Genomic DNA, 15,336 nt, shown 5'->3' with positions numbered 1-15,336 from the left:
TGTGACGGTTTTATTATTTTGCTATGACCACAGATTCGACAATCTCTTTACCACTATCGTCCCACTTCACAAGTCTATACACTGCGTCATGATAAAAGATGAATCGATAACCTCCTGGGATTGCCTCTTTCATCAGCTTCTCTTTTGCGAAGATGGATGTCATTGGATAATCATCATAGGCAAGCACCCATAATGGATTGCTATGCGCATGCGTCGGCATAATATCGCCCATATGGAGAACGGTTTCACCATTTTGCGTCAATTTAATAACACTATGCCCATCACTATGACCGCCCGTATGAAGCATTTCAATACCAGGAAGTACCATTAGACTACTTTCAAAGGTTTTCACCTGCTGTTGAATTGGCTCCCAATTCTCTTTCCAATACGTGTTTCTTGAACGAATATTCGGATTGCGCATCTCGTCCCATTCAACTTGAGAGACATAGATGTCAGCATTCGGAAACACTGACACGAGCTCTCCGTCTTGCCATTCCGTCAAACCAGCCGCATGGTCGTTATGTAAATGCGTCATGAGAACAATATCAATCGACCCCGGCGTCAAATCGAGCTCCCCAAGGCTCTCCTTGACTCTCGTTTCGGATCTAACACCTAAATTGCGCTTCATTTTATCATCAAGCTTACCTTTTCCAATACCTGCGTCAATTAAAATATTCTTACCCGCATAACGAATTAGAATTGGATCTGTTCGTAACTCGATTAAGTTATTGTCATCGACCTCATAGCGTCTCGACCAAAGTGCCTTTGGAACGACACCAAACATCGTTCCGCCGTCCAAATAGTTGACTCCCCCGTCTAACCACGTCAACTCCATATCATGAAATGTATATGCATCCATTCAATAGTCCCCCAATCCCTTTGATCAATTACTGAACTGCGATTCCAGCCTATAAATCGGCTGTCCTTTCGCTGAAAACTTCTCTTCATACTCTGTCATAATATTATCTTCTGGCATTTCTGCATGCAAATCGAGCGATACATAGCGTAGCTTCATACCATAATCAGACATAGACACAAGTGAATACTCGAATAGTCCCCGGTTATCCGTCTTAAAATGGATTTCCCCTGCCGGAATAAGGACAGATTCGTATAACTTCAAAAATGTCTCATGTGTCAATCGACGTTTAGCATGTCTTGTTTTCGGCCAAGGATCAGAGAAATTTAAATACACTCGGTCAATTTCACCCTTACTGAAAATTTCGGCAAGCTCTACACCGTTTGCACGGAATAGTCGTAGATTTGATGGCTTGTCCGCTTCAATCGCTTTTTCAAGTGCCGAAACGATAACATTGTCAAAGTGTTCAATACCAATATAGTTGATGTCTGGATTAGCTATAGCCATACCAATAATAAATTGCCCCATGCCCGTTCCAACTTCAACATGGATCTGATGATCATTACCAAAAAGATCACGCCAACCGTTATTCATTTTTTTAGGTTCTGCTAATAGGACATCTGGATGTTCAGCCATGAAATCCCTTGCCCATGGTTTATTGCGAAGCCGCATTACAACACACACTCTTTTCTATTCATAGTTATTATTCTTCGTCTTCTTCTAGCTGTTCTTCATCTTCCGCAAATAAGCGGCTCATCGACGTTGTCTGACCGATATCCAAGATTGCTTGCGCTGCTTTGAATTGGGTGGATTTCAATGGAACAGGTGATTTTTGTAGCGCCGAAAACCATTGTTCATAGGACCGCCTATCGATAATTGTCACATCGAACGGCGCACCCGGATAATCGATATAACCGTTACGGGAAATCAAATACTTTTTGACAGGAAAATCAATCTCTTGCCCATTAAAAATACCAGCAACTATTTTTTCCATCCTGTTTAATGAAATAAGCGGATTTAACAATTTTGTTTCTTTCTCTCCAGATTTTTTCACCCAGAATCGATCGCCACTCCCTACAAAGGCTGAGACATCCTCTGCCTCAAGCACTGTAATACACATGCATTCAACAGGTGTCACCATTATAATATCGAGTTCAACAGGTGCTTTCTTAAGCATGAGAATTGGATAATAGAACAACAAATAATTATCCGGTAAGCTCTGTGCAAAACTTCGTAATAATGTATCACGCATATAACGCGGATCGACCCGCGACTTATCCATTAAGGTAGAACTCGCCCATTTAATTTGAAAATGAAAAAGTTGGTCTGAATAGAGCCTTCTCAATTGCTCAAGATTGGTAGGATTATAGATGATATTTGGGCTAAAACCAAAATTATCTTCTTCCTCACTTTTGTCATCATCAACTGCGTCAAGAACTTCCTCATCTACAATCGGTTTTCGTTGACCAAAGAGCCGGAATAGAGGGGAAAACCATTTCCCACCTTCCACTTCTTCTACTACTTCTTCTACATCCTCCTGTTGCCATTCCGTTAAATCCGCACCATTTTCCCATTGGTTCTTCATACGTTCCCATTGGTATTTTTTCATGCGAATATACTGCGTAGGGTAGCGGGATAAATCTTTTTCATATCTAGATACATAATCGAGCAGTTTGACAAGTTGCGCCATTTTCAATCACTCCGATTTCACATTGCTTCTACGTTCACTCACCCACAATTGAAGTAGGTATTTGTAAAGCAAACGCCTCTTGTAATTTTCTTGTTACTGCACCTGGGGTTCCCGGGCCGACTTTTCGTCCATCAACAGATATAATTGGCGTTACTTCAGCTGTTGTAGATGTGAGGAATAATTCATCCATTTCAAATGCTTCTTCAAAAGTAAATGATTGCTCTTCTAACTGAATACCAAGATCTTGGCAAAGTCCAAGTACGACTCGACGCGTAATACCATTTAAAATAAGGTTTGTAGCGGGATGCGTATAAATCACACCATTCTTTATACCAAACAAGTTGGAAGAAGATCCTTCTGTCACAGCCCCATCACGATGAAGCAATGCCTCCACACAATTCGCCTCGTAAGCCTCTTGCTTCGCAAGAACATTGCCCAGTAAGTTGAGACTTTTAATATCACAACGAAGCCAGCGAATATCTTCAACAGATTTGACAGCTACACCGTCAGCTATAGCAGCAACAGGCCTTGGGTTATTCACCGCGTAGGCCATCACGACAGGTGCTACAGCAGGTGCAGGAAATTGATGTGTCCGGGGGGAACTCCCACGAGTTACTTGAAGATAAATATGACCGACCGAAATGCCATTACGAGCAATTAATTCCCGAGCTACTTCCATCAATTGACCTTCCGTATAGGGAATTGTCATTTTCACCTTCGAAGCACTTTGAAACAGCCTTTCGATATGCTCTTTCGCCGTATACAATTCACCATCATATACTTTAATAACTTCGTAGATACCGTCTCCAAAATAATAGCCACGATCATCAACTGAAATTGTTATACCTTCACGTTCTGTAAACTGATCATCCATAAAATACGTAGTCATTGTCATTCCCCTCTCATTTTTCGCATACTCTATTCTCACACGTCAAGCAAATAAAATAAAGAGCAATCCACACAAACGATATCTTTACAATAAATACATGCAAACTTTGAAAAAATACGTTATACTAGTATTGTCAGAAGATTTAACTTCATTTACCGAGAAGTCTATCACTTCTACACAAATGATGGAGTGATTCTGACGGATTGCTTTGGTTCAGAAAGGATGTGCAGTGTCAGGGATATTATCAACGTGCTCTAGGCAACATTCATAAGTCTCATGTCCATTGTTATTTTGGAAAATGAAGATGAAGGGGTGATTCCACACTTGAAACCTGCTACTGATCGTATGCTTACCCGCATCAAGGATGTCTACATGTATATCCATGATAACGGTACTGTCACAACAGAGAATTTGGTCGATGAATTTGGCATCACTCACCGTACTGTCCAACGGGACTTAAATGTCCTAGAATACAACGGACTCATTACGAGCCCGATCCGCGGTAAATGGACGACGACAGCAATAAAAGTGAAATTATCTTCTTGACCTGCGCACAATAAGAAGGGCTGAACCGGAATAAGCGGCTCAGCCTTTTTTCGTTTCCCCAACAAGGAAGGTTTGAACTTTATCCTTCCTCCCGAGCGCCATATGCTCTCCGTTTTTTGTTAATTATTCGATAGTTGCAAGAGAAGATTCAATTCCTCTTCCGTCAATTCCCGGTAAGAACCAAGCGGCAGATTTTCATCCAATGACAGGGGCCCCATAGATAATCGTTTTAAATAGACTACCTGCTTACCAACTGCCACAAACATCCGCTTCACCTGGTGAAACTTCCCTTCCGTAATCGTCAGCTCAATTTCCGATACGTCTGCTGATTTCAAAATCCGCAGCTTCCCCGGCTTCGTCAAATAAGCATCATCCAGTATGACACCTTCTGCAAATCGCTCCACATCCTCTTCGGTTACAATACCTTCAACATGCGCATAATACGTTTTCGGCACGCCCTTTTTCGGGGACAATAAATTATGAGCAAGCTTGCCATCGTTCGTCAACAATAGGAAACCTTCCGTATCTTTATCTAACCGCCCAACAGGAAACGGTTCGAAATGCTGACTGTCCGCATCCAACAAATCGATGACTGTGCGATCACGATTATCCTCTGTCGCAGACAACACACCTTGCGGTTTATGCATCATCAGGTAAATAAATTCCTTATAAACAACACGTTCACCAAGGATTGTCACTTCGTCCCTCTCTGTATCAATGTGCAGGGCAGCATCTTTTACCGCCTCTGCATTGACACGAACTGCGCCTTTTTTCAATAACTGTTTCACTTCTTTACGCGAGCCAAAGCCCATATTGGCTAATAATTTATCTAACCGCATGTATTTACCTCCCTAACCCTAGCTTGTTTGTCAAGCGTGTCAAGCGATCACCGAATAACTTCTGTGCCAGACCTGTTTTCAATGACAAATAGCTGTAAATAGCCGCACCGACGAGGGCGCAAATGATAACATATAGCAATGCATGTAGCTTTCCGTCAGCCGGGCTGATTGCCGTCAATCCTTTTAATGTGACTACAACCGAGATAAGCATGACAACGTTTAGCAGACCAATGAGGATTAGTCTTCTATAGACCATCTGAGATTTGTAGCCCAACGTCTTTTTAATGATTAAAATATTAATACCAACTGCAATGCTATAACCAATTGCAGTCGCTATAATCGCGCCGTTCGTTTCAAACAGTTTGATTAGCGGAATATTGAGTGCCAACTTGAATAACAGACCAAGCAACGATGTGAACACAATCCACTTATGACGATCGATCCCTTGTAAAATGGCAGCTGTCACCGTGTACAATCCGAACAACACTGCAACGGGTGCATAACTTGCCAGGATCTCAGCGCCCATTTCACTCTTCCCGTAGAGGGAATAATAGATTTCATTCGATAATGCCATTAAGCCAATCACCATCGGAATTGTCAAAAATAACACAATTTGATACGTTTGATCGAGTGAACGAGTAATTCCCTTTTGATTGTTTTTAGAATAATAGCCCGTAATGACGGGTATCAGGGCCATTGAAAATCCAGTCGCAACCATGACAGGAATCATCACGAATTTATGTGTCAGCATATTTAACATACCTAAGTACGTATCCGAAACCGACGACAAGCCAATCGATTTCATCGCTCCATTAAATGTAATCATATCGACAAATTGATAGAGCGGGTTAATGACACCAACCAGGACAAAAGGCACGATATAAGCAAGCACTTCCGTATACATATCTTTAATGGATACGTCACTTGCCGGCGGACTATTGGCTAGTAGGTGATCGAATTCCGGTTTATAACTTTTCCAATACTTATACAGAACCGCTAAACCTGCAAGTGCTCCGATAAACGCCGCAAACACAGCGAAATTCACTGCTATTACCGGGGATTCATGCATGAAATTGACGACGATAAATGCCCCGACAAGGACAACAACAATTCGTACAATCTGTTCTACTAACTGAGAAACGGATGTCGGCATCATTTTCTGATTGCCCTGCAAGAACCCTCGCACAATACTCATCAGCGGAACAACGAGTAGCGCATAACTCACCCAGCGGATAACACTTGCAATCTCATCCACCGTAAACACTTGCTCATCACTTTTCCGCACAAGCTTCGCGAGTGGTTCGGCCGAGAAGTATAGCACCAAAAAGGAGAGAAAACCTGTGACGACCATAATCATCATACCCGACTTAAGCATTTTCCGCCCCGTCGCATAATCCCCAAGCGCATTATATTTAGAGACAAATTTTGAAATCGCAAGTGGGGCACCTGAGATTGCAATCGCTAACGCAATATTATAGGGGACGTAGGCATATTGATAGAGCGCAATCGTCTCCTCCCCAACAATTGCATAAAAAGGAACAAGATATAACAAACCGAGCGCTTTAGATAAAAAGAGCCCAATCGTCAAAATAGCACTGCCTTTTACAAGATTCGATGACATGTATGATCCTTCCATTCTTCCATCAATTCCACCTCGGCGTAATTGCGTCCGAATTTTTTCGAGTTCATTCGAAAAGAACCTCTAAAAAAATCCGTGACATCTGCCGGAGGCTTTATCTGGTAGGAATTGAACTTCATTCCCCCTCACTCAGCAACGGGTTGCTGCTGAACACAGATAAATCTACTTTATACAGTTTACCCTCAGATGACACATTTCACAATGACTAGCCGTAATTTGTGTATAATGAAGAAAAACTGAAAGTGTGGTTTCCACTATGTATGACGTCATCATAGTCGGTGGGGGTCCATCAGGATTGATGGCTTCTATCGCTGCGGCTGAAAACGGTCGTAAAGTACTACTGCTTGAAAAAGGAAAAAAGCTTGGTAACAAGCTAGCCATCTCTGGCGGAGGACGCTGTAATGTCACGAATCGCCTTCCACAAGAAGAAATTGTGAAAAACATTCCAGGCAATGGTCGATTTTTATATGGCCCATTCTCTGTGTTTAATAATGAGGACATCATTCAATTTTTCGAAGGTCTTGGCGTTGCGTTAAAAGAAGAGGATCACGGCAGAATGTTCCCCGTGTCGAATAAAGCAAAAGACGTTGTCAACGCGTTGCTCACGGAAATGGATCGTTTACATGTTGAAGTTCGACTAGAAACACAAGTAAAGAAACTATTGATGAATGACGAACAAATACTAGGTGTTCGATTAGAGTCAAGTGAGGAAATCCGCTCACACGCTGTCGTATTAGCCGTCGGTGGGAAAGCTGTTCCTCAAACGGGTTCAACGGGTGACGGTTATCCTTGGGCTGAAAAGGCCGGTCATACAGTGACGGAGCTTTATCCAACAGAAGTGCCACTGCTTTCTAATGCGCCGTTCATCGTGTCAAAAGAGTTACAAGGCCTCGCCCTACGCGATGTTGCTGTTTCTGTCTTGAATGCAAAAGGGAAAACGTTGATTACCCATCAAATGGACATGCTGTTTACCCACTTCGGATTGAGCGGCCCAGCTATTTTACGTTGTAGTCAATTTGTCGTTAAGGAACGCATGAAGAATGGGAATCAGCCTGTTGAAATGCGCATCGATTCACTGCCTTCGATGAATGAAGAAAAAGTATTTCAAACACTGCATACGATGCTAAAAGAGGATTCAACAAAAGCTGTGAAGAATGTGTTAAAAGGACTTACTCCTGAACGTTGGTTGCTCTTTTTATTCGACCGGGCTGGCATTGATCCAGTCGAAACCGGCGCCCAAATGTCTGCTGAGAAAATGCGTGCATTGGCAAAATTATTAAAAGCTTTCTCGATGAACGTCAACGGTTCGCAGCCCCTTGAAAAAGCATTCGTCACGGGTGGCGGTGTTTCTGTGAAAGAAATCGTACCAAAAACGATGGCTTCCCGCAAAAAAGATGGCCTTTATTTCTGTGGTGAAATATTAGATATTCATGGTTACACTGGTGGCTATAATATTACGTCTGCGCTTGTGACAGGACGAATTGCTGGGATGAGTGCTGGGGAATATTCTCAAACAATATAATACACGAAAAAAGGTGTCAAACCGGTCTATTTTCCGACCAATTTGACACCTTTTTTATAGTTTCAGACCTTTATGACCGTCATAGACCCGGTTATGACCGCCACGGAATAGCTTATGACCTTCTTAAGCCTAGTTATGACCGCCATCGAGTAATTTATGACCATCATGCAACAACAATATTAATCAGTCTACCTGGAATTGCGATGACCTTTTTCACTTCTTTACTCGCAAGAAGCTCCTTGACATGCTCATCTTCCACAGCTAGCTTTTCAAGCTCATCTTTCGTCACATCTTTCGATACAACGATTTTCGCACGAACTTTACCGTTAATTTGAACAGCCATTTCCACTGTATCATCAACTAATTTCGTTTCATCATACGTTGGCCATGCTTCATACGTAATCGTATCACTATGACCTAGTTTCTCCCACAGCTCTTCAGCTAAATGCGGTACAACTGGTGAAATCATTTTAACGAAGCCTTCCACGTATTCTTGTGGAATCGAATCGGCTTTATAACCATCGTTAATGAACACCATTAACTGAGAAATAGCCGTGTTATTGCGCATTGCTTCAAAGTCTTCAGTCACTTTTTTCACCGTTTGATGATAGACTTTTTCAAGCTCGCCGCCTGGCTCACCGTTAATTTTCTCGCTCAATGTGCCATCTTCATTAACCAATAAACGCCATACACGGTCAAGGAATCGGCGTGCGCCGTCAAGCCCGTTCGTCGTCCATGCTTTTGAACCTTCCAGTGGTCCCATGAACATTTCATACAAACGAAGTGAATCCGCACCGTGTGAATGAACAATATCATCAGGATTGACAACATTACCTTTTGATTTCGACATTTTTTCATTACCTTCACCAAGAATCATTCCTTGGTTAAATAATTTCTGGAATGGCTCTTTCGTTTGAACCACACCGATATCGTATAACACCTTATGCCAGAATCGTGCATATAGCAGGTGAAGAACCGCGTGCTCCGCACCACCTACGTAAATGTCAACTGGTAACCAACGCTTCGCTAATTCCGGATCAATAATCATATCATCATTATCAGGATCAATGTAACGAAGGTAATACCAGCAGCTACCTGCCCATTGTGGCATTGTGTTCGTCTCACGGCGACCTTTCATGCCTGTCACCGGATGTACGACGTTGACCCACTCCGTAATATTCGCCAGTGGTGACTCACCTGTACCACTTGGTTTAATATCATCTGTCACCGGTAATTTCAACGGCAAATCAGCCTCGTCAACCGGTGTCATTGTGCCATCTTCCCAATGAATAATTGGAATTGGCTCGCCCCAATAACGTTGTCTTGAAAATAGCCAGTCACGAAGACGGAACGTAATCTTCTTCTCGCCCTTGCCTTGTTCTACAAACCAGGCAATCGCTTTGTCTATTGCTTCCTCTTTACCTAAGCCATCCAAGAAACCAGAATTGATATGCTTGCCGTCTCCAACATACGCTTCATTCGCAACATCGCCACCTGCTACAACTTCAATGATCGGTAGGTTAAATTCTTTCGCGAATTCATAATCCCGCTCATCATGCGCTGGAACTGCCATGATTGCACCCGTTCCATAAGTAGCTAGCACATAGTCCGCAATCCAAATCGGCATTTTTTCGCCACTTGCCGGGTTAATGGCATAAGCACCTGTGAATACACCAGTCTTTTCTTTTGCCAAATCCGTACGCTCAAGATCACTCTTCATTTTCACTTCATTAAGATACTTTTCAACTGCCGCTTGTTGATCAGCCGTTGTAATCGTAGCAACTAATTTATGCTCCGGTGCAAGCACCGCATAAGTCGCACCGAAAATTGTATCCGGACGCGTTGTAAATGCTTCAAACGACAATTCAGTGCCGTCAATGTCAAACCTCAACTGCGCGCCTTCTGAACGGCCAATCCAGTTACGTTGCATGTCCTTCAAGCTTTCCGGCCAATCCAGCTCATCCAAATCTTCCAACAAGCGATCCGCATAATTCGTAATACGCAATACCCACTGACGCATTGGGCGACGCTCAACTGGATGCCCTCCACGCTCTGACAAGCCATCAATGACTTCTTCATTGGCAAGAACTGTACCAAGTGCTGGACACCAGTTCACAGCCACTTCATCTACATAAGCTAAGCCTTTATTATACAGTTGGATGAAAATCCACTGTGTCCATTTGTAATACGAAGGATCTGTCGTATTGATTTCGCGATCCCAGTCATACGAAAAACCAAGGTCATTCATCTGACGTTTGAACGTTGCAATATTTTGCGCAGTAAACTCAGCAGGATCATTGCCTGTATCAAGCGCATACTGCTCCGCTGGTAAACCAAACGCATCCCAGCCCATCGGATGCAAAACATTATAGCCCTGCTTCCGTTTGAATGAACTCAAAATGTCCGTTGCAATATAGCCGAGCGGATGCCCAACGTGAAGTCCCGCACCCGATGGATAAGGGAACATATCCAGCGCAAAAAATTTCGGTTTCGACGGATCATCCGTCATTTTAAATGTTTGATTGTCCTTCCAATACTGCTGCCACTTCTTCTCAATTTGACCGTGATTATAACTCATTTACCTATTCCTCCTATTCAAAATCTGTGACATCCGCTGGGGGCTTTATTTTTATTCGGCAAGGGTTTTCTGTAGCTGACGCTTCGCTTTCAGTACAAATGCATTTGCTGAATGAAAATAAAAAACTCTCGTCCCTTAAAAATATAAGGGACGAGAGTACTATAATTCCCGCGGTGCCACCCAAATTGACGGTTAAAACCGCCCAACTTGACTCCTTAACGCGGAAAACGGCACGGGCTAGTTAAGTTAGTTAACCAATGTTCACCGATGCAGGCTCCAAGGCGAGTTCATCTCTGTCGTACAGGCTTCCACCAACCGCCTACTCTCTAAAATCGACAGCAAAGATTACTATTCCTCATCAATGCCAAAGCTATTGCTATTAGTTTACCCGAATCCTGTCATTTTAACAACAGTCATTTTACGCCGACAATAACATCCTTCACAATTAACGGTGCCTCCGTCGATTCTACGACCTCTTGAATCGTGAAACCTTCGAATACTTCTTTAAGTTCCAAGCCATCAGGCGTGACGTCTATCAATGCGCGCTCTGTAATAATTTTATGGACAACAGCTTTACCCGTTAAAGGCAATGAGCACTGTTTTTTTATTTTGGCAGACCCATCCTTCGCCACATGATCCATAATAACGATGATTTTCTTCGCACCGTGCACAAGATCCATCGCACCACCCATGCCCTTAATCATCTTTCCAGGAATCATCCAGTTGGCAAGGTCGCCTTTTTCAGACACTTCCATCGCACCAAGAATCGCCACATCGACATGCCCCCCACGAATCATCGCGAAGGATTCTGCACTTGTAAAATAGGCCGATCCCGGTATGGTCGTTACCGTTTCTTTTCCTGCGTTAATCAAATCAGGGTCCACTTCATCTTCAGTTGGATAAGGTCCAATGCCAAGGAGTCCATTTTCCGATTGCAACACGACTGTTTTATCATCCGAAATATAGTTCGCCACTAACGTCGGCATACCAATCCCCAAATTGACATAATTGCCGTCCTCAATTTCTTTTTCCGCTCGTCTCGCAATACGTTCTCGTACGTTTACTTGTGTCATAGTCAACATTCCCCTTCCCTTAGCATGTTGTCAGACGTTCGATGCGCTTTTCTTGCACAGCTTGCAGCAGCCCTTGCACGTAAATACTCGGTGTGTGAACTATCGCCGGATCCAAATCACCCGTTTCCACAATCTCCTCAACTTCAGCAATCGTAAACTTGCCAGCCGCCGCCATCATTGGATTGAAATTTTGGGCTGTTTTATTGTAAATAAGGTTGCCGAACTTATCCGCTTTTGCCGCGCGAATCAATGCAAAATCTGCACGTAGCGCTTCCTCAAGCACATACTCTTTGCCGTCAAATACACGGATTTCCTTACCATCTGCAACGACCGTCCCAACACCTGCTGGCGTGTAAAAAGCAGGAATACCCGCCCCACCCGCACGAATTTTTTCAGCAAGCGTGCCCTGCGGCGTTAGCTCTACTTCAATTTCACCAGATAGCACCTGACGCTCAAACTCCTTATTCTCCCCCACATACGAGCCAATCATTTTCTTAATCTGCTTATTTTTCAATAGAAGTCCAAGCCCCCACTCGTCGACTCCACAGTTATTCGAAATAACCGTTAAATTCTTTACGCCTTTATCAACAAGCGCCAAAATCAGCTGTTCTGGGATACCTACCAGTCCAAAGCCCCCAACCATTAACGTTGCACCATCTTCAATAATTGTAATCGCTTCCATCGCTGATGAATAAATTGGTTTCATACATACATCTCCCTTCGCCTCGTTCACAATCGATCTTCTATTTAATTAAATCAGACTATATGAGATGTTGCAATGATAGTCAATATAAAAAACCAGAAAACCTACGAATGGTTTTCTGGTTTATAGCCCGCTTTTTTCAACGGTCGATCATAAAGCAATGTCGGGATAATAGCGATACTAACTAGCGCTGTCAATATGAACAGCATAACTTGCATGCCATATAAATCGACCAGTACACCGCCTGCAAACGGACCAATCATCCGCCCGATGGTTGCTGTCGAGTTGACGATGCCCTGATAGAAGCCATCCCTTCCCTTCGGCGCTAACTGACTGGCGAGCGTTGGTATCGCAGGCCACGCAAACATTTCACCAAACGTCACGATAATCATCGACACCACAAACATTTTAAACGATCCTGCATAGCTGACGACAATAAATGAAATAATGAAGATGACAATGCCAATAGTAACCTGCGCTTTTAATTTATGCTCCATGCGCTTAATAATCGGATTAATCAACGGTTGTCCCGCAACAATGAGTACCCCATTCAACGTCCACAAAAGACTATATTCGGTTAATGAAACACCGAGTGATAGCGCATGCGTCGAGATTGTTGTCGACCACTGTGAATAAATCAGCCACGTCAGCAAATAACCCGACGTCACTATGAGCAGCGCATAGAAAGGTGCTTTGTGCTTGATTTTCTTTTTCTCTCGAATGACATTCGTATGTCTATCGGGTGCAATTTCAAGTTTTTTATAGCCGAAGAATGCGATAATGAAAAACAGTACGTAAAAGAATAAATTCGCTGAAAATATATAGTCAATGCTAGCCACTGCAACAAATCCAGCAAGCGCAGGTCCGATCGCAACACCCACATTTTGTGCAAGATAGATGGAGTTAAACGCTTTGCGCCCTCCTTCAGGCCAAACCGTCCCCACCATGGCGTACATTGATGGGAATACAATCCCTCCACTAAAGCCAAGCAGCGTCAAAAAGGTGATATACGGATACCAATCATGCCGAAATACCAAACCAGTCAACGCAATCATAGAGAGGATGATGCCCCCAATAATCGATCGATAGCCACCAAAACGGTCAAATAAATAACCACCCAGCAAATTCCCCACAACACCTGCACCTGCATTCGCCATCAGGACAAGTCCTGCCACTGACAGCGATTTCCCTAAATATTCATGCATATAGATGGTATTCAAAGGCCACAGAAAAGAGTTTCCCATGACATTGATAAACATTCCAATTACAAGAAGCCAAACTTTTTTAGGCATCCAATCTGCCTCCGTTCATTAAAAGATACAATATTGAGTGTATTCTTTTTGGCCCAATTCAACAATACGTCCACAAGATGTTCCATAATTCAGATGATGCCTCATAAGGAAACATGATATAATGTCCTATTAGAGGAGTTGAACAATGTGGAAAATAATCTATTCCCGTTCCCGTCTGAAGGGAAACGCTATCATACATGGTCACGTCACTTAAAAGATGAATTCGGTTTTAAAGTGATGAAAGTTGCGCTGGATGCAGGGTTTGATTGCCCAAACAGGGATGGCACTGTTGCATTCGGTGGTTGTACGTTTTGCAGTGTTGCGGGATCTGGAGATTTTGCCGGTGATCGTGTCGACCCGATTGACGTCCAATTCAAGGAAATCAGTGAAAGAATGCATAAGAAATGGAAAGACGGCAAATACATGGCCTATTTCCAGGCCTATACGAATACACACGCACCACTGCCAAAGCTAAAAGAAAAATTCGAGGCCGCATTAGCACAAGAAGGCGTCGTTGCTATGTCTATCGCAACTCGTCCCGATTGTTTGCCTGATGATGTCGTCGACTATTTAGCAGAATTAAATGAACGCACATATTTATGGGTTGAACTTGGACTACAAACAGTTCACGAAAAAACAGCCAATCTTGTTAATCGCGCACATGATTTCGCTTCCTATGTCGAAGGCGTCGAGAAACTACGCAAGCGCGGCATCCGCGTCTGTACACATATCATTAACGGCCTACCACTTGAAGATTACGATATGATGATGGAAACCGCTCGCGAAGTAGCAAAACTAGACGTTCAAGGCATCAAAATCCATTTGCTTCACTTATTAAAAGGAACACCAATGGTCAAGCAATATGAAAAAGGGCAATTGGAGTTCCTTGAAAAAGAGGAATACATTAATCTTGTCGCAGACCAACTGGAAATCCTACCACCCGAGATGATTGTGCATCGTATAACAGGCGATGGTCCAATTGAATTGATGATTGGTCCGATGTGGAGTGTTACAAAATGGGAAGTGTTAAACGGCATTGACAAAGAACTCGAACGCCGTGACAGCTGGCAAGGAAAGCATTTTGCAAGGGCGGTTGAACGAATATGAAGCTACTACGCATCCTGCCCTTCGCTAGACAATTGCTCCGTGACACAGTTGTACCGGGAGAAACCGTCATTGACGCAACCGCAGGAAATGGTAACGACACAGAATTTCTAGCCCAATTTGTCGGTGAAAATGGACATGTCATCGCATTCGATATCCAACAAGCTGCGCTCGATGCTACGACCAAACGCCTTGGTGACTTAAACGAGCGAGTCACACTTGTACTGGATAGCCATGAAAATGTTGAACAATACGTCAAAGGACCAATCGGCGGTGCTGTTTTCAACTTAGGTTACTTACCACATAGCGAGGACCTATCCATCGTCACAACACCTGGTTCCACCATCAAAGCTATTGATATCATGCTAGGCATGTTGAAAAAAGGTGGTATTATTGCTATTTCGGTCTATGATGGACATGAAGGTGGAGCAGAAGAACGCGATGCGCTTCTCTCCTATGTGAAAGATTTGCATCAGGCGGATGTCCATGTTGCCCGCTATGAAATCCTCAATCAGCGTAATAATCCTCCCTTCCTCATTGCACTTGAGAAGATGAAGGACTTTGAAACAGCTAGGCAAGTAGAATAGCATAGTAAAAAGGTTGTC

14 protein-coding genes and 1 other annotated feature are annotated in these 15,336 nt (G+C 43.3%); of the genes, 4 read left to right on the top strand and 10 right to left on the bottom strand.

Translation table 11 applies throughout. The features are described from left to right. Positions 1–13: 13 nt before the first annotated feature. The 4 genes from N1I80_RS07615 to dat are packed head-to-tail and all read right to left on the bottom strand — an operon-like array spanning position 14 to position 3,435. Positions 14–859, bottom strand: a complete 846-nt coding sequence (locus N1I80_RS07615) for a YtnP family quorum-quenching lactonase (RefSeq protein WP_340737293.1) — start codon at positions 857–859, stop codon at positions 14–16. Between the two features lie 24 nt (positions 860–883). Next, positions 884–1,528, bottom strand: coding sequence for a tRNA (guanosine(46)-N7)-methyltransferase TrmB (gene trmB, locus N1I80_RS07610; protein ID WP_340737292.1), 645 nt, complete (start codon positions 1,526–1,528; stop codon positions 884–886). 31 nt (positions 1,529–1,559) lie between these two features. Then, a complete protein-coding gene (locus tag N1I80_RS07605) occupies positions 1,560–2,546 on the bottom strand; it encodes an NERD domain-containing protein (RefSeq protein WP_340737291.1) in 987 nt (328 codons plus the stop codon). Between the two features lie 34 nt (positions 2,547–2,580). Beyond that, positions 2,581–3,435, bottom strand: coding sequence for a D-amino-acid transaminase (dat, locus tag N1I80_RS07600; RefSeq protein WP_340737290.1), 855 nt, complete (start codon positions 3,433–3,435; stop codon positions 2,581–2,583). 324 nt (positions 3,436–3,759) lie between these two features. On the opposite strand from dat, the gene N1I80_RS07595 reads away from it, so the two are divergent. After that, positions 3,760–3,981, top strand: a complete 222-nt coding sequence (locus N1I80_RS07595; RefSeq protein WP_340737289.1) for a DeoR family transcriptional regulator — start codon at positions 3,760–3,762, stop codon at positions 3,979–3,981. Positions 3,982–4,100: 119 nt separating this feature from the next. On the opposite strand, the gene N1I80_RS07590 is transcribed toward N1I80_RS07595, so the two are convergent. Then, positions 4,101–4,820, bottom strand: a complete 720-nt coding sequence (locus N1I80_RS07590) for a pseudouridine synthase (protein ID WP_340737288.1) — start codon at positions 4,818–4,820, stop codon at positions 4,101–4,103. A 4-nt stretch (positions 4,821–4,824) separates the two neighbouring features. Beyond that, the gene (locus N1I80_RS07585; protein WP_340737287.1) at positions 4,825–6,441 is read right to left on the bottom strand and encodes a putative polysaccharide biosynthesis protein; all 1,617 of its coding nucleotides are present in this window, start codon (positions 6,439–6,441) and stop codon (positions 4,825–4,827) included. A 274-nt stretch (positions 6,442–6,715) separates the two neighbouring features. Between N1I80_RS07585 and N1I80_RS07580 the strand changes: the two genes are divergently transcribed. Further along, positions 6,716–7,981, top strand: a complete 1,266-nt coding sequence (locus N1I80_RS07580; protein WP_340737286.1) for a BaiN/RdsA family NAD(P)/FAD-dependent oxidoreductase — start codon at positions 6,716–6,718, stop codon at positions 7,979–7,981. 163 nt (positions 7,982–8,144) lie between these two features. Here N1I80_RS07580 and leuS read toward each other — a convergent pair whose 3' ends face one another. The 4 genes from leuS to N1I80_RS07560 all read right to left on the bottom strand — a co-directional run bounded on the left by leuS (position 8,145) and on the right by N1I80_RS07560 (position 13,627). Next, positions 8,145–10,559, bottom strand: coding sequence for a leucine--tRNA ligase (gene leuS, locus N1I80_RS07575; RefSeq protein ID WP_340737285.1), 2,415 nt, complete (start codon positions 10,557–10,559; stop codon positions 8,145–8,147). A gap of 143 nt (positions 10,560–10,702) precedes the next feature. Then, positions 10,703–10,930, bottom strand: a binding site (T-box leader). A gap of 42 nt (positions 10,931–10,972) precedes the next feature. Continuing rightward, a complete protein-coding gene (locus N1I80_RS07570; RefSeq protein WP_340737284.1) occupies positions 10,973–11,632 on the bottom strand; it encodes a 3-oxoacid CoA-transferase subunit B in 660 nt (219 codons plus the stop codon). 19 nt (positions 11,633–11,651) lie between these two features. Next, complete coding sequence (locus tag N1I80_RS07565) at positions 11,652–12,338, bottom strand: CoA transferase subunit A (RefSeq protein ID WP_340737283.1); 687 nt, start codon at positions 12,336–12,338, stop codon at positions 11,652–11,654. 101 nt (positions 12,339–12,439) lie between these two features. Beyond that, positions 12,440–13,627, bottom strand: a complete 1,188-nt coding sequence (locus tag N1I80_RS07560) for an MDR family MFS transporter (protein ID WP_340737282.1) — start codon at positions 13,625–13,627, stop codon at positions 12,440–12,442. Between the two features lie 147 nt (positions 13,628–13,774). Between N1I80_RS07560 and N1I80_RS07555 the strand changes: the two genes are divergently transcribed. Beyond that, positions 13,775–14,734, top strand: coding sequence for a TIGR01212 family radical SAM protein (locus N1I80_RS07555; protein ID WP_340737281.1), 960 nt, complete (start codon positions 13,775–13,777; stop codon positions 14,732–14,734). Further along, entirely contained in the window at positions 14,731–15,318 is a 588-nt protein-coding gene (locus N1I80_RS07550) for a tRNA (mnm(5)s(2)U34)-methyltransferase (protein WP_340737280.1), read from the top strand. The genes N1I80_RS07555 and N1I80_RS07550 overlap by 4 nt, the downstream gene beginning before the upstream one ends. The last annotated feature ends 18 nt before the right edge of the window (positions 15,319–15,336 follow it).

It is taken from the genome of Sporosarcina sp. FSL K6-3457, from assembly GCF_038007285.1.
Taxonomy (GTDB): Bacteria; Bacillota; Bacilli; order Bacillales_A; family Planococcaceae; genus Sporosarcina.
Note: the sequence above shows the minus strand (reverse complement) of the source record. Positions and strands in the feature narration are given on the sequence as shown.